We start from the raw sequence: 16335 nt of genomic DNA on the forward strand, positions 1-16335 counted from the left end.
CCTTTTTCAAAAGGCGGCGGGTGAGAAAAAGCCCGGCATCCTCTGGATGCCGGGCTTTTTCGAGGGCGGAGCCCTTAACCCGGGCCCGCAGGCCCTGCTTCAGGCGCTTTTTCCGCTTCCCTTTTTCAAGAAAAAAGGGAAGATCATAAGGGGCGGTTCCCATCGGGAACCGCCCCTTATCTCTTTTTCGATTATTCCGCGCGCTTGCCGTCGAGGGTCTGCTGGATGACGCTCTGCATCATCTCCTTGGTCATCGCGCCGGGCGCGTAGCCGAAGACGGTGCCGTCCGCCGAGATCATGAAGGTCGTCGGGAAGGCGCTGATGCCGTACTGCGCGAAGACGTCGCCCGTCGTGTCCATCACGGTCGGGAAGGTGTAGCCCTTGTCGGAGAGGAAGGCCGCGATCTCCTCGGGCGATTTGTCCTGCCCGTAGGGGTTTTCGTCCGTCTTGGGGTTGGCGACGCCCAAAAAGATCACGTCCCCGGTATTTTCACCGTACTCCTTGTAGAGCTCCTCTATGTGGGGCATCTCCTTCTGGCAGGGCGGGCACCAGGTCGCCCAGAAGTTGAGGAAGACCACCTTGCCCTTATAGTCGGAGAGGGTATGGGTGTTGCCGTCCTGGTCGACGAGGGTGAAGCCGGGCGCGACCGGCGCGGGCGGGGCGTCCTCCCGTGAGGACGCCTCGGAGGAAGGCGCCCCGCTCGGCGCGGCGGACTCGGAGGAGACGGGCGCCGCGGGCTCGCTCTGGGAGGTTCCGGAATCGGGGATGCGCAGGGCGCTCAGGTAACTGGTGATGCCGTTCATCCAGCCGGTGAAGGTCATGATTCCGATGATGATGAGCAGCACGCCGCCCGCCTTGATCGTGTATTTCATGAGCTTCTGATTGCGGCGCAAAAAGCCGAGCGCCTGGGTGGTGAAGAGGCCGAGCGCGAGGAAGGGGAGTACGAAGCCGAGCGCGTAGACGAGCACGAGCAGGTTGCCCGCGAGGGCGCTTTTCGCGCCCGAGGCGAGGATGAGCACCGACGAGAGGGCGGGCCCGACGCAGGGGGTCCACGCAAAGGAGAAGGTAAAGCCCATGACGAAGGCGGCGACGGGGGTCATCTTTTTGCCGGCGACGTTGAGGTGGAACTTGTGCTCCCGCTGGAGGAATTTCAGCTCGAAGAAGCCGACCTGCACGAGGCCGAGCAGGAGGATGACGATGCCGCCGATGCGGGAGAAGAGGGTGCGGTGGCCGCTGAAGAAGGTACCGACAGCGGTGAAGCCGATGCCCAGCAGGAAGAAGGCAAAGGAGATTCCCAGCACGAAGAAGAGGGTGTGCAGCATCACCCGGCTCCGCCTGTAGATGGGATTTCCGTTTTCGTCCCGTTCGCCGCTGCCCGCGAGATAGCTGACGTAGATGGGGATGAGCGGGATGACGCAGGGGGAAAAGAAGGAGAGCAGCCCCTCCAGGAAGACGAGGAGAAAGCTGATGTGTTCGGTGGTGGCAAAGCCCTGCATGCGGATTCCTCACAATCTGTAATTTAAATTATTGCAGTTAGGATAGTGATATTATATCCGCTCGCGGGAAATTTGTCAACCGCCCGGGCAGGATAAAAGATGACGGAATTGTAAATTCTCGGGAGGGTTCGCATTTCGCGCGGTTTATGTTATAATAAGCGCGGGCGATCGGCCGAATGCCGGCAGCGTCCGCCCGTGGCAAACGGCGCGCGGCGCGCAGGCCCCACAGCCCCGCCGCCGTGCGATATGACGCGGAGAGAAACCCGGGCCGCCCGCGCGGCCTTTTTGATAGACAAGGGGACAAGCCCATGTGCCAATACCAGCAGCAGGCGCCGGAATTCCGGCCCGGCCCGGCGGAGGCGGCCTCGCGCCTGCGGATGCAGAGCGCGCTGCTTTCGCTCACCATCATCGTCAACATCCTCTGCCTCTACCTCGTCCAGTCGGACACGGTCATCGGCTGGATCGTCGGCGCGCTCGACCGCGCCGGCGCGGGGCAGCGCGGCTTCGCCATCGCCAACGAGCTCTTCTCGCTGGCGGTCTACCTGACCGTCTTCCTGCTGCCCTACCTCGCCTACGCGAAGGTGCTCGGCTTCCGGCTGCGGCAGGTCCCGCACGATCCGCCCCATCCGCCCATCCTCGCCGCCTCGGCGGCGGTCGTGCTGGGGCTTTCGGTCATCGGGGTGCTCCTTTCGCTGGCCGCGTCGATTTTTTTCTCCTTCTTCGGGCTGCTGCCCGCCGACCTGCCGATGGAGATCCCCGGCGACCCGGCCGCCGCCGCGCTCTACATCTTCAACGCCACCGCCCTGCCCGCCCTCATCGAGGAATTCACCTACCGCGGCGTGGTGCTCGGCTCCCTGCGCCCCTTTGGGGACCGGTTCGCGATTGTCGTGTCGGCGCTGCTCTTCGGGCTGCTCCACCGCAATATGGTCCAGTTCCCCAACGCCTTCCTGCTGGGCGCGGCGCTCGGCTACTTCATGGTCAAGACCAACTCGATCTGGACGAGCATGGCCATCCACTTCCTCAACAATTTCCTGGTCGTCCTGCTTTCGATCGTCACCGTCAACATGAGCGACCTTGGGACGCTGGCCCTGCAGGGGCTGGAATTCCTCGTCTACTTGGGCGCCGGCGGGCTCGGCTTCTGGTATCTCTTTCAGAAGCTCGCGCTGGACGGTTCCCTGCGCCCCTGCGGCTGCCCGCTGCGGGAGCGGACCCGCTACCGCAGGTTTTTCGTGAACTTCCCGATGCTCCTGCTGCTGGCGCTCTACCTGCGGATTTTCTACCTGAGCTTTACAAGGATGTGACCGACATGCGGACCGATGAATCCTACATGTCCCTCGCGCTCGAGCTGGCGCGGGAGGCCGCGAGGCTGGGCGAGGTGCCGGTGGGCGCGGTTGCGGTGTGGGACGGCGAGGTCGTCGGCACCGGCTTCAACCGCCGCGAGACGGGCAAAAACGCGCTGGCGCACGCCGAGCTCGAGGCGATCGACGCGGCCTGCCGAAAGCTCGGCGGCTGGCGGCTGCACCGGTGCGACCTCTATGTCACCCTCGAGCCCTGCCCGATGTGCGCGGGCGCGATCGTCAACGCCCGCATCCGCCGGGTGGTGTTCGGCGCGCGCGACCCCAAGGCGGGCTGCTTCGGCTCGGTGAGCGACTTTGCCGCGCTCCCCTTCAACCACCGCCCCGAGGTGGTCGGGGGCGTGCTCGCGGAGGCGTGCGCGGCGGAGCTCTCCGCCTTCTTCCAAAGATTGCGTAGCTGTCGATAAAAATATCAAAACGGACACAATATCTTGTGTCCGTTCACAATTTGTTCACCAATTGGAGGGGCGGGTGTGTTATAATAACCCCTAGAAACTCAGCGTTTCTAAGTTAATCCCCCCTCCTTGATTTTATCTCCAGATCACTTCACCTGTCAGCGGGCCGCGAGGCTCGTCTTTTTTTTGCTCCGCGCCCTCCGGCGGCGCGGCGTGAAAACCGCCTCCCGCGGCGCGGAAGGCGGTTTTTTCTGTTTCAGCCGAGCAGCGGCAGCTTGCCGCAGTAGCGGTAGCTGTGCAGGTAGTCCTCCGCGAGAAAGGGAGCGTTCGGCTCCCCCTCTATGACCGCGAGGTGCAGCTTTTCCAGGTTGGTGCGCGCCGCGAGCGCGCACGCCTGCGGGCCGTCCGCGAGGGCGACCACGCCGTTTTTGCCCGGCGTGGCATCGAGCGGGGCGAAGATGCCGCACCGCGCCGCGCCGCCGGAGGCGTAGCAGGCGTAGAGCGCGTAGACGCCGTTTTCATTGGCGCGGCAGCGCAGCAGGTCGGGCAGGATGCCGCCGCCCACGCCGGGGACGGCGATGAGCCGCGCGCCCTGCTCCCGCAGGATTTTGAAGCACTCGAAGTAATAGGCGTCCGTCCCGAGCACGACGCCGATCGGGCCGACGGCGGTCTCGACCGGCTCGATGAGTTCGGAGGGCTCGACGCCGAGCGCCCGGTCGGGCCCGATCGCGCAGATCTTTTCCTGCGCGCCCGCGGGCTGCCCGTCGGGGCCGAAGACGACGCACCGGTTGATCAGCCGCCCCTCCTCCCAGAAGAGGGCGCTGCCCGCCACGAGGTAGACGTGCTGAAGGCGGGCAACCGTGCTGAAGGTATACATGTAGAGCTCGTAGAGGTAGCCGTGAAGCGCCGCGGCAACCGGCTCCAGCCGTCCGTCCACGGGCTGCGGGAAGGGGCCGTCTAGGGCGGGCAGGGTCCCGCCGAACATCCAGCGGAGCATCCGCTTCCAGCCGGGGACGGTCGTGAGGGGGGCGAGCCCCACGTACTCGGGAAAGACGACGACCTGCGCGCCCGCGTCGACCGCGGATTTGGCCAGCCGGTAGATCTCCCCCGCGTAGTCCTTCCAGTCCCGGTAGGCGCGGGGCGCGAGCTGCACGGCCGCCCCGCGCACCGCCTCCGGGGCGGCGAATTCGGCGTTGCGCCGGTCGGTCTCCCCCTTGCCCTCGAGGAAGGCGGCGATCTTTTTCGGCGTGGCCGCGAAGGACAGCCGGAAGGTCAGCAGCCCCAGAATCGCTTTCCACATGCGGCTACCTCCCCAGTTCGGCGGCGTAGTTCTCCACGAGCGCCGGGTTGATCTGTTCCATCAGCTCGAACCGGGCGCGGATCTCGTCGAGCCGCTCCATGTTGAGCGCGAACCGCACGGGCAGCGCGTCGGTGCGCCGCACCAGGTATCCGTCCCCCGCGCGGGTGACGGGCGCGGGGCAGCAGACCACCGCGCCGCCCGCCGCGAAGTTCGCGACATAGACGTTGTTGCTCTGCGCGGCGTTCCAGACGGTGCAGAGGACGCGCTCGGGGGTCTCCTCCGCCGGGTCGAGGCACTGCACCGAGAGGACGGCGTCCGCCCCCTTGAGCGCGGCGGTCCGGAGGACCTGCGGGTGGTAGATGTCCGCGTCGACGCAGAGGAAGAGGTTTCCCAGCTCGGTGTGCACGACCTCGGCCCGCTCCCCCGGGCGCAGCGCGCCCCGCAGCGGGAGGGAGAGGTTCAGGGCGGGCTGGCGGCAGAGCGCCTGCCCGTCGGGCCCGAGCAGGCAGAGGCAGAGGTTCCCCTCGTGCACGAAAAGGCCGCTCACGAGGTGGACGCGGTGCTCCCTGGCATAGCGCACGCACCGCGACAGGTGGCGGCGCAGGTCCGCGCCGTCAAAATGGATGCCGCCGTCCGCCAGCAGCACCAGCTTCGCGTCCTCCGAGGGGGGCTGGAAGGGGGGGCGTATTTCAATCGGGAAAAGCTCCATGCGGATTCCTTTCTTTCGCCGCGGGGCGGCGCCGTTGGTTTCTTGCGTTTATCATACCATCCGCGCCCGCGGATTGCAAACGCGGGAGGCGCTGGAAAAGAAAGGGGCCGCCCATTCGGGCGGCCCCTTTCTTCCGCCGCTTTGAGGCGGACGGTGGGCATATGACGAAGGCTACCGGAGGACATGCTTCCGGATCCCCCCGTAGGCGCAGAAGCAGGCGACCAGGCAGGTGAGGGAGCAGCCGATGAGCAGCAGGTAGATGAGGGACATCGGCAGGGTGGCCGCCAGGAGGAAGCCGAGCGCGCCGATGACGGCCAGCGCGAGCAGGTTGCGCGGCAGGCAGAGCAGGGCGAGCAGCAGGGTGTTTTTCAGCGCCTGCCGGGGTGGCAGGTCGACGAGCGCGAGCATGGGGAAGAGGTAGAGCGCCGCGCAGAGCAGCAGCAGGAGCAGCACCCCGCCGGCGAACAGGGGAATACCATAGACGGGCGAGGCGAGGGCGGCCGCGCCGTAAAAGCGCAGCGCCCCGTCGCAGAGCAAAATCAGCGCGAGCAGCGGCAGGCCGAGCAGGGTCGACCATTTGAACTCCCGCCGGAAGGCGGAAAAAAAATCGTGCCAGAGGAAGTGGTTTTGGTCGCGGAGCATCGTGAGGGTGACCCGGCACATCGCGGTGGTCGCCGCCGGGATGGTGACGACGGGGACGCAGAAGAGCAGGTAGAGCAGGTTCAGCTTGACGAGCTCGAAAAACTCGCGGGACAGCACGTCGAAAAAGAGTGCCAGCCCCCTTTTGGGGGGTGCGTCCTTGGGGATGCCGGGGCCGGGCTTGGCGTAGTTTCCGAAGAGTCCCACGGGAACACCTCGCTTTCTGAAGATGGAAAAAGGCTCCGGCGGCGGGTAAAACCGCCGCCGGGAGCCGCAGTGCATGTCAGTTGAAGATGACCTGCTGGGTCTCCTTGTCGAAGAGGTGGATCTTGGTGCAGTCGATCGCGATCTTGATGCGGTCGCCGTCCTTGGCTCCGCTGCGGGGCGGGACCTTGGCGACCAGCTTGGTTTCGCCGCTGGTGAGGTAGAGGAAGATCTCCGAGCCCATCAGCTCGGCCAAATCGACGTCCGCGTCGATGACGCTCGCCGTATCGAGCCCGAAATAGGCCTCCTCGTCGTGCAGGTTCTCGGGGCGGATGCCGAGGGTCGCCGTCCTGCCCACATAGGCGTCGAGGGTGCCGGCGTCGGCCTTGCCCGCCGGGATCTTGATCTCATGATCGCCGAACATCGCGGCGTAGCCGCCGCCCTTTTTCTGGATCGTGACATCGAGGAAGTTCATCTGCGGGGAGCCGATGAAGCCCGCGACAAAGATGTTGCACGGCTTGTCGTAGAGGTTCTGCGGGGTGTCCACCTGCTGGATGAAGCCGTCCTTCATGACGACGATCCGGTCGCCCATCGTCATCGCCTCGGTCTGGTCGTGGGTGACGTAGACGAAGGTGGTGCCCAGGCGCTTGTGCAGCTTGGTGATCTCCGAGCGCATCGCGGTGCGCAGCTTGGCGTCGAGGTTGGAGAGCGGCTCGTCGAGCAGGAAGACCGCCGGGTCGCGGACCATCGCGCGCCCGAGCGCGACGCGCTGCCGCTGTCCGCCCGAAAGCGCCTTGGGCTTGCGGTTGAGCAGGTGCTCGATGTCGAGCACCTTGGCCGCCTCATGCACCTTGCGGTCGATCTCCTCCTTGGGGGTCTTGCGCAGCTGAAGGCCGAACGCCATATTCTTATAGACGGTCATGTGCGGGTAGAGCGCGTAGTTCTGGAAGACCATCGCGATGTCGCGGTCCTTGGGGGCCACGTCGTTGACCAGCTTGTCGCCGATGTAGAGCTCGCCCTTGCTGATCTCCTCGAGCCCCGCGATCATGCGCAGGGTGGTGGATTTGCCGCAACCGGACGGGCCGACGAGGATGATGAACTCCTTGTCGTCGATCTCGAGGTTGAAATCGCTCACGGCGGTCACGTTGCCGGGATAGACCTTGAAGATGTGGCGGAGGGAAATGCTTGCCATAATATAGCCCCCTATAGTAAAATGTTGATTTTGTATCATGGATATGTTATTCTTTGGATATCCCCTATAATCCTTATTATATCGGGGATTCTATCAAATACAATGGTAGTTTATTGATATTGATGGTGATTTATTGATGTCTGCGATCGATGAGATCAGGCCGGGACGCTGTCCCCTCGGGCTGCGCGCCCCCGCGGGCTTTCCCGGCGTGCTTCCGGCAGAGTGCGGGCGGCTGGAGGCGGGCGCGCCGCTCTCCTTCACGGGGCACGCGGTCCTGCTGCTCCACCTCTGCGGGGGGCGCGCGTCCGCCCTGCTCGGGGAGGAGTCCCTCCGCCTTGAGCCGGGGTGCTTCCTCGTCACGCGGGACGCCTCCGCCCTGCGCCTGCTGCCCGAGGGGAAGGCCGACTGCGCCTACCTGCTCCTCAAAAACGCGCGGGAGCTGGCCGCGCTGCTGGCGCGCGACGGCGCGCTCCTGCGCCCCCACGCCGGATGCCGCGCGGCGGGCCTGCTGTGGAACTTCTGCCGCCGCGCGCAGACGGGCGGCTTCCAGAACCCCTTTGCCGCGAGCGAGGCGGCCTACCGCATCCTCATGGAGCTCTGCGCGGCGGCGCCCCGCGCGGACGCCTGCAGCGAGCTGGTGCAGGGCGCCATCGACCTCATCCGGTCCGAGCCCGCCTTCCTCGCGGGCGTCGACGAGCTTGCCGAAAAGCTCGGGGTGAGCAAGTCCCACCTCATCCGCACCTTTACGGCGGAGGTCGGGGAGTCCCCCGGCAAGTTCCTCCAGCGGGAGCGGATCGACGCCGCCAAGCTCCTCCTGCTCAACCGCGAATACCCGGTGGAGACGGTGGCCAACATGACCGGCTACGCGGGCGCCAACTATTTCTGCAAGGTCTTCCGCCGCCTCACCGGCGAATCCCCCGGCGAATACCGCGCCCGCGCCTCCGCCCCCCTCCCCGGCCGGGACCTCCCCCGGCTCGACGCCTTTGAGGGCGTGCATTACGTTTAGCCCCCGGAGGAGCTTTTGGCTCAGACCGGCCTCCCAGCCCCACCGGAGCCGCCGCCCGTGTGGGAATGCGTCCGCCGTTTGCCCTTTGGCGCTTTTGGGGAGGCTTTGGCTCGGGCCGGTCGCGCCGCCCCACCACAGCCACCGCGTTGCCCAACGAAAAAGGCCCGGCGTTCCATCCGGAACGCCGGGCCTTTCACCATGCGCAGGCCTCCCGATTCGGGCGTTTCCGCCAAGAGGCCCCCGGGATTCTTGTGCAGGCTGTCCGTTGACAGGGAACCGCGGAAGCGTGTAAGATAAATACGGATGCCAAACGTTTGCGCGAAAACGTTTGGCACGGAAAAAGCCTGCGCGGGAAGGGGGAGGAAAGGCGTGAGCATCCGCGAAATCGCCCGCATGACGGGGCTTTCGATCACCACCGTGTCCCACGCGATCAACGGGACCCGTCCCGTGTCGGAAAAGAGCCGCCGGCTCGTCGAGGAGGCCATCCGCCGGACCGGCTACAGGCCCAACCTCGCCGCCCGGGCGCTCAAGACCCAGAAATCCAACATCATCGCGCTGATCATCCCCTCCACCGAGCCGGGCAACTCGACCAACTGCTTCTTTTTCGACGTGCTCGGCGGCGTCAAGGACACCCTCCAGCGGCGCGGCTACGACCTGATCGTCTCCACCTATTCCGAGCGCAGGTCGGATATCCGGCTGGACAGCGTCTCGGTGCTCAAAAAGAGCTGGATCGACGGGCTCCTGCTCGTCCCCAACAGCCGCCACAGCCGTTACGACGAGCTGCTCGCGGGCGTCGACCTGCCCACCGTCCTGCTCGACCGCCGGCTCGACGGCTGCGACCTGCCGCTCGTCTGCTGCGACAACGAATCCGCCGCCGAGCAGGCCGTCGGCCTGCTGGCCGATTCGGGCCGCGCGCGCATCGGCTACCTCGGCGGCGCGCTCGACCTCTCGACCGCCTACGACCGCTATGCCGGTTACCGGAGGGCGCTTGAAACGCGCGGGCTCCCCCTCGACCCCGGGCTTGTCCGCCTGGGGCTCGACTATTCGATCGAGGCGGGGCGGGAAGCGGCCCGCGAGCTCGTCGGACAGGGGGCGGACGCCGTCTTTGCCGCCAACAGCGTGCTGACGATGGGGCTGGTCAAATACCTGGGCGGGGCGGGGATCGCCATTCCCGGCCGGGTGGCGGTCGTCGGCTTCGACGATTACGACTGGACCGAGATCGCGAACCCGCCGATCACGGCGGTGCGCCAGAGCGCCTTTGCGATGGGCGCGAAGGGAGCGGAGATGCTGATCGGGCTGATCGAGGGGCGCGAGCCGCCCGAACGGACGGTCCTCCTGCCCGCCGGGCTGACTCTGCGCGAATCCCACGGCCCCGCGCGGCCGTGACGAAAGGGATTATCTGATCGGACCAACTTGATAAAGGAGATGCAGCTATGTACAAAAAACCGAAGATCCTCGTGGTCGGCAGCTTTATGATGGACCTCATCGTCTCCACCGGCAGGTTCCCGAACTCCGGGGAAACGGTGATCGGCAAGAGCTTCAACACCGCCTCCGGCGGCAAGGGCGCCAACCAGGCGGTCCAGGCCGCGCGGCTGGGCGCCGACGTGACGATGGTGGGCAAGGTGGGCGACGACGGCTTCGGCCGGGAGATGACCGCCTCGGTGGCCGCCTCCGGCATCCACACCCAGCACATCCTGGCCGACCCGGACCACGCCTCGGGCGTGGGCAGCATCACGCTCGAGGTCGAGGAGGGCCAGAAGAGCCGCAACCGCATCATTGTGGTGCCGGGCGCGAACATGGCGATCACGCCGGAGGAGGTCGACTTCCTGAAGGAGGAGATCGCCGCCTACGACATGGTCATGCTTCAGCTCGAAATCCCGATGGAGATCAACGAGCTCGTGGCGAAATACGCCTATGAGCAGGGCGTTCCGGTCATGCTCAACTCGGCGCCCTCCGCGCCGCTTTCGGCGGAGCTGCTCTCCCACCTGAGCTACATCTCCCCCAACGAGCACGAGGCCGCCGACCTGACGGGCATTGAAATCCGCAAGCAGGGCAAGGAGGTCAACCGCGCCGACGTGGACGCGGCGGTCCAGGCGCTGCTCGCCAAGGGGGTACAGAACGTCATCATCACACTGGGCAGCTCCGGCGCGATCGTCGCGAACGCGCGGGAGAGCCACTACTGTCCTTGCATCGACGTGGTGGAGGTCAAGGACCCGACCGCCGCGGGCGACTCCTTCGTGGGCGCGTATACGACGGCGGTCTGCGCGGGACTCGCCCCGGCGCAGGCGCTCGAATTTGCCAGCTACGCCGCCACGATCACCGTCTCCAAAATAGGCGCGCAGCCCTCGCTGCCGACCCTCGACGAGGTAATCGCGCTGATGAAGGAGCAGAAGTTCGACAGCTTCGACCTGTCGGTGCTCGACGTGCTCAAATAATCCGGAAACAGAATTCACGATAAAGGAGCGACAACAGCTTGAAACAGGAATCCATCCAGGCGATGCGGGAGTTCACCGCCAGGGCGCGCGAGGCGTTCGACCAATTTGTCGACGGCGTGGAGGACGCCGAGTATGTGAAGGCGGCGGAGCTCATCCTCGCCTCCCGGCAGAAGGGCGGCCGCCTGCACATCACCGGCATCGGCAAGCCCGGCCACGTGAGCGGCTACGGCGCGTCGCTGCTCTCCTCCACCGGCACCCCCACCTACTTTCTGCACGGCACCGAGGCGGTGCACGGCTCCTGCGGGCAGCTCGTGCCGGGCGACGTGGTCGTCTGCATCTCCAACAGCGGCGAGACCGCCGAAATGAAGACGACCGTCACCGCGATCAAAAATAACGGCTGCGAGGTAATCGGCGTCTCGGGCAATCCCGATTCGTGGCTCGCCAAGCAGAGCGCCGCCCACCTCTTCGCGGGCGTCTGCTGCGAGGGCGGCCCCCTCAACCGCGCGCCGCGCGCCTCGATCCTCGCGGAGAACTTCGTGCTCCAGCGGCTGAGCGTGCTTTTGCAGGCGAACCGCGGGCTCGACCCGAAGCAGTATGTCATGTGGCATCCGGGCGGGACGCTCGGCCAGCTCCGCGACAACGAAAAATAACCGACAGGAGGCAAGCGCCATGCTGAAAGGCGGCTGTATCAACCCGGAAATCATGAAGGCGATCTCCCTCTGCGGCCACGGCGACCAGATTTTGATCGCGGACGGCAACTACCCGCTCGACGCCAAAACGGGCGGCGCGCAGAAGGTCTATCTGGGACTGACGGCGGGCGTTCCCGAGGTCACGCAGGTGCTCGAGACGCTGCTCCAGAACATCAATGTGGAAAAGGCGGAGGTCATGCTGCCCGAGGACGGCAGCACCCCGGAAATTTTCGCCGACTTCACCCGCCTGCTCGGCGGGATGGCGCTCGACGGGCTCGACCGCTGGGCCTTCTACGGCGCCTGCTGCGAGCCGAAGGTCCGGCTGGCGATCTCCACCGGCGAAAAACGCGTCTTTGCAAACATCCTGCTCACCGTGGGGGTCGCGTGAGCGCCCGGTGTAAAAAAGAAAAAAACCGCGCGGGCAGCCTTGCCCGCGCGGTTTTTTTACACGCCTGCGGTTGAATTTTGCGCTGTATTGTGCTACCATTGGAAAGATCAAAATCTGATGTTTCGAGGTTGTTTCCATGGCAAAGGATACCAGTAAAACCCTGCGCGCCGCGCTCACCGCGACGGCGCCTGTCTTTTTCGGCTACATCTTTGTCGGCATGGCGTTCGGCCTGCTGCTTCAGAAGGCGGGGTACAACGCGCTTTGGGCGTTCGGGTGCAGCCTGACCGTCTATGCCGGGTCGATGCAGTTCGTGCTCGTCGAACTGCTCACCAGCTGGGTGGGGCTGGCGCAGACGGCGGTCGTCACACTCGCCGTTCAGGCGCGCCACGCCTTCTACGGGCTTTCCCTCATCGACAAGTTCAAGGGCCTCGGGAAAAAGAAGCCCTACCTCATCTTCGCGCTCACCGACGAGACCTACTCGCTGCTCTGCTCGGTCAAGACGCCCGAGGGATGCGACCGGGGGAAGTTCTACCTGCTGATCTCCGCCCTCAACCAGAGCTACTGGATCGTGGGCGGGGTGCTCGGCGCGACGATTGGCGAGCTGGTGCCCTTCAACTCGACGGGCATCGACTTCGCGATGACCGCCCTCTTCATCGTCATTTTTGTCGAGCAGTGGCTCACCGCCAAAAGCCACATCCCCGCCCTCGTGGGGATCGCCTGCGCGGCGGTCTGCCTGTTGCTGTTCGGCACCGACGGCTTTCTGCCGCCCGCGCTGCTGCTCACCGTCGCGGTGCTCGTCGCCGGGCGCCGCACGATCGAACGGAAGATCGGTCCCCCGGCGGAGGAATCCGCCGGGGATGTTTTAGATGGAGAGGAGGCGCCGGGATCATGCCGCTGAGTCCGCTTCAGGCAGTCGCCGTCATCGCGACGGTCGTCGCCGTCACCGTCTGCTGCCGCGCGCTGCCCTTCCTCGTCTTCCGCGACGACCGCCCCGTCTCGGGGCTGGTCGTCTACCTCGGGCGCATCCTGCCCTTCGCGATTATTTCGATTCTCGTCATCTACTGCCTGCGGAATACCAGCTTTACCGCCGTGCCCTTCGGCGCGCCCGAGATCATTGCCGTGGCGCTCGCCGCCGCCATCCACGTCTGGAAGCGCAACAACCTGCTCTCCATCGGCATTTCGACCGTCGTCTATATGTTCCTGCTGCAGGTCGTGTTCGTGTGAGTTTCCGCGCAGCCTCCACGCGAAGTTGTCGGGCAGGTGCGGGCGCCCCCCGGAAGGCGCGGCGCTCCCGCGGGCGGGGCGGAAAACCGTGCGGCCTGGCCGCACGCGCGCTTCGCGCGTGGCGCGCCTCCGGCGCGCCGTTTTCCGCCCGCCCGGCCCCGCTTTCTTTTCTCTTGCAAAAGAAAGCGGCAAAGAAAATGCGCCGGAAGGACAGGGCGTTCCGCCCGCTGCGGCGGGCGGCTCAGGGCTCCGCCCTGAGAACCCGCCGCCTTTTGAAAAAAGGCGGGCGAAAACGTTTCTTTATGGCGGGCGAAACGGTTTTCACGGGACGCGGGTAGGGCGAAGCGACACGCCCCGCCTGAACCCAAAGTTTTGAGAGGGGTCCGGGGGGAACTTTTTCAAAAGTTCCCCCCGAAGGCTTTTCAAAGCCCGCTGAATATGATATGATAGTTGAGTTGAATACAGTTGTGTGTCATTGGCGCACAGTTTAAAGGAGTTTGGTTTCCATGGATTACATCAGCACCCGCGACAGTGGGCACCGCGTCAGCGCGGCGCAGGCGATCGTGTCGGGGCTCTCGCCCGACGGCGGCCTGTTTTTGCCCGAAAGCCTGCCGCAGTTCTCCCTTTCGGAGATCGAGGCGATGGCCAAGACCGGCTACGCCGGCCGCGCCGTGGCCGTGCTCTCCCGCTTCCTGACCGATTTTTCCGAGGACGAGCTGCGGGAATACGTCTCGCGCGCCTACGCGCCGGAGAAGTTCCCGCCCAAGGCGGTCGCGCCGGTCGTTCCGCTCGACGAAAACGCCCACATCCTCGAGCTTTTCCACGGCCCGACCTGCGCGTTCAAGGATTTTGCGCTGCAATTGCTGCCCTTCCTGCTGACCGCCTCGCTGCGCAAGACCGGCTGCGACAAGACGGTCGTCATCCTCGTGGCCACCTCGGGCGACACGGGCAAGGCCGCGCTCGAGGGGTTCGCCGACGTGCCGGGCGCCAAGATCTGCGTCTTCTATCCCGACGGCGGCACCAGCAACATCCAGCGCCTCCAGATGACCACTCAGGCGGGAGAGAACGTCATGGTCTTCGCCGCCGAGGGCAATTTTGACGACGCCCAGAACGGCGTCAAGCGGATCTTCACCGACCGCGCCTACGCCGAGGAGCTCGCGGACAGGGGGTACATCCTCTCGTCGGCCAACTCGATCAACTGGGGGCGGCTCGTCCCGCAGATCGCCTACTATTTCTCCGCCTATTGCGAGCTGCTGAACGCGGGCAGGGTCAAGCCCGGCGACCCGGTCAACATCGTGGTGCCCACCGGCAATTTCGGCAACATCCTGGCGGCCTATTTCGCCAAGCACTGCGGCCTGCCGGTCGGGAAGCTCGTCTGCGCCTCCAACCGGAACAACGTCCTCACCGACTTCATCACGACGGGAACCTACGACCGCAACCGCGGCTTCTATGTCACGACCTCCCCCTCGATGGATATCCTCATCTCCTCCAACCTCGAGCGGCTGCTCTACCTGCTCTGCGGCCGGGACGACAAGGTCCTGCGCGGCTATATGGAGGCGCTTGCGAAGACGGGGAAATACACGGTGGGGGCGGACGTCCTCGCGAAGCTGCAAAGCGAGTTCGCGGCGGGCTGCGCCGACGACGCGGCGACCGCCGCGGCCATCCGCGGCGTCTACCGGGAGACGGGGTACCTCTGCGACACCCACACCGCGGTGGCGGTGAATGTCTACCGGGATTACGCCGCCAAAACCGGCGACCGGACGCCGACGGTCATCGCGTCCACCGCAAGCCCCTTCAAATTCGCGAACAGCGTGCTGCCCGCGGCCTTCGGCAGGGCGGCGGACGGCGGGGACTTCGCCCTGCTCGCAAAGCTGGCGGAGCTTTCGGGGCAGCCCGCGCCGCAGGCGCTCGCGGGCCTTCAGGATAAGACGGAGCGGTTTACCGCGACGGTCGAGCCCGCGAAGATGAAGGAAGCCGTAAGCGGCTGGTTGGGCATTTGAGCGCCCCATTTTGACAGAACGGGTGATCGTATGAAATATGTGGTAATGCTTGGCGACGGCATGGCGGACCGCCCCGTCCCCGAGCTCGGCGGCAGGACCCCGCTCGAAGCGGCGGTCAAGCCGCATATGGATTTCCTTGCGCAGCACGGCACCGTGGGCATGGCGCGCACCGTCCCCGAGGGAATGCCTCCCGGCTCGGACACCGCCAACCTTTCGGTGATGGGCTACGACCCCAGGATCTACTACAGCGGCCGCTCGCCGCTCGAGGCGGTGAGCATGGGCATCCCGCTCGCGGCGGACGACGTGACCTTCCGCTGCAACCTCGTGAACCTCTCGGAGGAGGGGGCGCTCGAGGATGCGACGATGGTCGATTACTCCTCCGATGAGATCACGACGGCCGAGTCGACCGAGCTGATAGCCTTCCTGAACCGGGAGTTCCACACCGAAACGCGCGACCTCTATCCGGGCATCAGCTACCGCCACTGCCTCGTGCTGCGCCACGCCGAGACGGGCACCGACTGCACGCCGCCGCACGACATCTCCTTAAAGCCCGTGCGGGACTGCCTTCCGAAGGGTCGCTACGGCGAACAGCTGCTCGACATGATGAAGCGGTCCTATGCCCTGCTGCGCGACCATCCGGTCAACCTGGCGCGCGTTTCCCGCGGCCTGCGCCCGGCCAACTGCTGCTGGTTCTGGGGCGAGGGGACCCGCCCCGCGCTCTCCTCCTTTGAGGAACGGTTCGGCGTGAAAGGCGGCGTCATCTCCGCCGTCGACCTCATCAAGGGGATCGGCATCTGCGCGGGGCTCAAGAGCGTCGACGTGCCCGGCGCGACCGGCAATGTGGACACCAACTTCCAGGGCAAGGCGGAGGCGGCGATCGGCCTCTTACAAAACGGCTGCGACTTCGTCTACATCCATGTGGAGGCGCCCGACGAGTGCGGCCACCGCCACGAGGTGGAGAACAAGGTGAAATCGATCGAACTGATCGACCGGGAGATCCTCGGACGGCTGCTGCCCGCGCTGCAGGCGAGCGGGGAGGACTATGCCGTCCTGCTGATGCCTGACCACCCGACGCCGCTTTCCATCCGCACCCACAGCGGCGATCCCGTGCCCTTCGTCCTCTACCGCAGCGACCGCGAATCGCCGCTGCACGCAGGCGCGTACACCGAGGCGTTCGCCGAAAAGACAGGGCTTTTCATCCCCGAGGGACACCGCCTGATGGAGAAGCTCCTCCTCGACGAGCGCATCTGAAATTTTCCGGAAAAGCGGTTGACAAGCCGGGAGCCCAATGATATAATAATCA

Annotated in this window: 16 protein-coding genes; 11 read left to right on the top strand and 5 right to left on the bottom strand. The window is 65.5% G+C overall.

Annotated features, from left to right (window positions below; all coding sequences use genetic code 11):
- Positions 1 to 191 precede the first annotated feature (191 nt).
- Positions 192 to 1496 (bottom strand): redoxin domain-containing protein, encoded by a 1305-nt coding sequence (locus ACZO3G_RS07820; RefSeq protein WP_276872598.1) that lies wholly within the window; start codon positions 1494 to 1496, stop codon positions 192 to 194.
- Positions 1497 to 1804: 308 nt separating this feature from the next.
- Between ACZO3G_RS07820 and ACZO3G_RS07825 the strand changes: the two genes are divergently transcribed.
- Positions 1805 to 2797 (top strand): CPBP family intramembrane glutamic endopeptidase, encoded by a 993-nt coding sequence (locus ACZO3G_RS07825; RefSeq protein WP_172439299.1) that lies wholly within the window; start codon positions 1805 to 1807, stop codon positions 2795 to 2797.
- 5 nt (positions 2798 to 2802) lie between these two features.
- Entirely contained in the window at positions 2803 to 3258 is a 456-nt protein-coding gene (gene tadA / locus ACZO3G_RS07830; protein WP_276872597.1) for a tRNA adenosine(34) deaminase TadA, read from the top strand.
- A gap of 244 nt (positions 3259 to 3502) precedes the next feature.
- Here the strand turns inward: tadA and ACZO3G_RS07835 are convergent, their stop codons facing one another.
- From ACZO3G_RS07835 to ACZO3G_RS07850, 4 genes are all read right to left on the bottom strand, one after another.
- The gene (locus tag ACZO3G_RS07835) at positions 3503 to 4546 is read right to left on the bottom strand and encodes a nitrilase-related carbon-nitrogen hydrolase (RefSeq protein ID WP_276872596.1); all 1044 of its coding nucleotides are present in this window, start codon (positions 4544 to 4546) and stop codon (positions 3503 to 3505) included.
- Positions 4547 to 4550: 4 nt separating this feature from the next.
- On the bottom strand, positions 4551 to 5255 hold the full coding sequence (locus ACZO3G_RS07840; protein ID WP_276872595.1) for a carbon-nitrogen hydrolase family protein: 705 nt from the start codon (positions 5253 to 5255) through the stop codon (positions 4551 to 4553).
- Positions 5256 to 5426: 171 nt separating this feature from the next.
- Positions 5427 to 6101, bottom strand: a complete 675-nt coding sequence (locus ACZO3G_RS07845; protein WP_276872594.1) for a YesL family protein — start codon at positions 6099 to 6101, stop codon at positions 5427 to 5429.
- A 76-nt stretch (positions 6102 to 6177) separates the two neighbouring features.
- A complete protein-coding gene (locus ACZO3G_RS07850) occupies positions 6178 to 7290 on the bottom strand; it encodes an ABC transporter ATP-binding protein (protein WP_101553043.1) in 1113 nt (370 codons plus the stop codon).
- A 136-nt stretch (positions 7291 to 7426) separates the two neighbouring features.
- On the opposite strand from ACZO3G_RS07850, the gene ACZO3G_RS07855 reads away from it, so the two are divergent.
- From ACZO3G_RS07855 to ACZO3G_RS07895, 9 genes are all read left to right on the top strand, one after another.
- Positions 7427 to 8296 (top strand): helix-turn-helix transcriptional regulator, encoded by an 870-nt coding sequence (locus ACZO3G_RS07855; RefSeq protein WP_276872593.1) that lies wholly within the window; start codon positions 7427 to 7429, stop codon positions 8294 to 8296.
- A 369-nt stretch (positions 8297 to 8665) separates the two neighbouring features.
- A complete protein-coding gene (locus ACZO3G_RS07860; protein ID WP_276872592.1) occupies positions 8666 to 9682 on the top strand; it encodes a LacI family DNA-binding transcriptional regulator in 1017 nt (338 codons plus the stop codon).
- A gap of 47 nt (positions 9683 to 9729) precedes the next feature.
- The gene (gene rbsK, locus ACZO3G_RS07865) at positions 9730 to 10731 is read left to right on the top strand and encodes a ribokinase (protein ID WP_276872591.1); all 1002 of its coding nucleotides are present in this window, start codon (positions 9730 to 9732) and stop codon (positions 10729 to 10731) included.
- Positions 10732 to 10793: 62 nt separating this feature from the next.
- On the top strand, positions 10794 to 11381 hold the full coding sequence (locus ACZO3G_RS07870; RefSeq protein ID WP_276872600.1) for an SIS domain-containing protein: 588 nt from the start codon (positions 10794 to 10796) through the stop codon (positions 11379 to 11381).
- A gap of 19 nt (positions 11382 to 11400) precedes the next feature.
- On the top strand, positions 11401 to 11808 hold the full coding sequence (locus ACZO3G_RS07875) for an RbsD/FucU domain-containing protein (RefSeq protein ID WP_121586334.1): 408 nt from the start codon (positions 11401 to 11403) through the stop codon (positions 11806 to 11808).
- Between the two features lie 136 nt (positions 11809 to 11944).
- Positions 11945 to 12706, top strand: coding sequence for an AzlC family ABC transporter permease (locus ACZO3G_RS07880; protein ID WP_276872590.1), 762 nt, complete (start codon positions 11945 to 11947; stop codon positions 12704 to 12706).
- Complete coding sequence (locus ACZO3G_RS07885; protein WP_276872589.1) at positions 12697 to 13032, top strand: branched-chain amino acid transporter permease; 336 nt, start codon at positions 12697 to 12699, stop codon at positions 13030 to 13032. The genes ACZO3G_RS07880 and ACZO3G_RS07885 overlap by 10 nt, the downstream gene beginning before the upstream one ends.
- Positions 13033 to 13538: 506 nt before the next feature.
- The gene (gene thrC, locus ACZO3G_RS07890) at positions 13539 to 15032 is read left to right on the top strand and encodes a threonine synthase (RefSeq protein WP_276873661.1); all 1494 of its coding nucleotides are present in this window, start codon (positions 13539 to 13541) and stop codon (positions 15030 to 15032) included.
- 30 nt (positions 15033 to 15062) lie between these two features.
- Positions 15063 to 16283 (top strand): cofactor-independent phosphoglycerate mutase, encoded by a 1221-nt coding sequence (locus tag ACZO3G_RS07895; protein WP_101553051.1) that lies wholly within the window; start codon positions 15063 to 15065, stop codon positions 16281 to 16283.
- Positions 16284 to 16335 lie beyond the last annotated feature (52 nt).

This window comes from Anaerotruncus sp. (genome assembly GCF_057433415.1).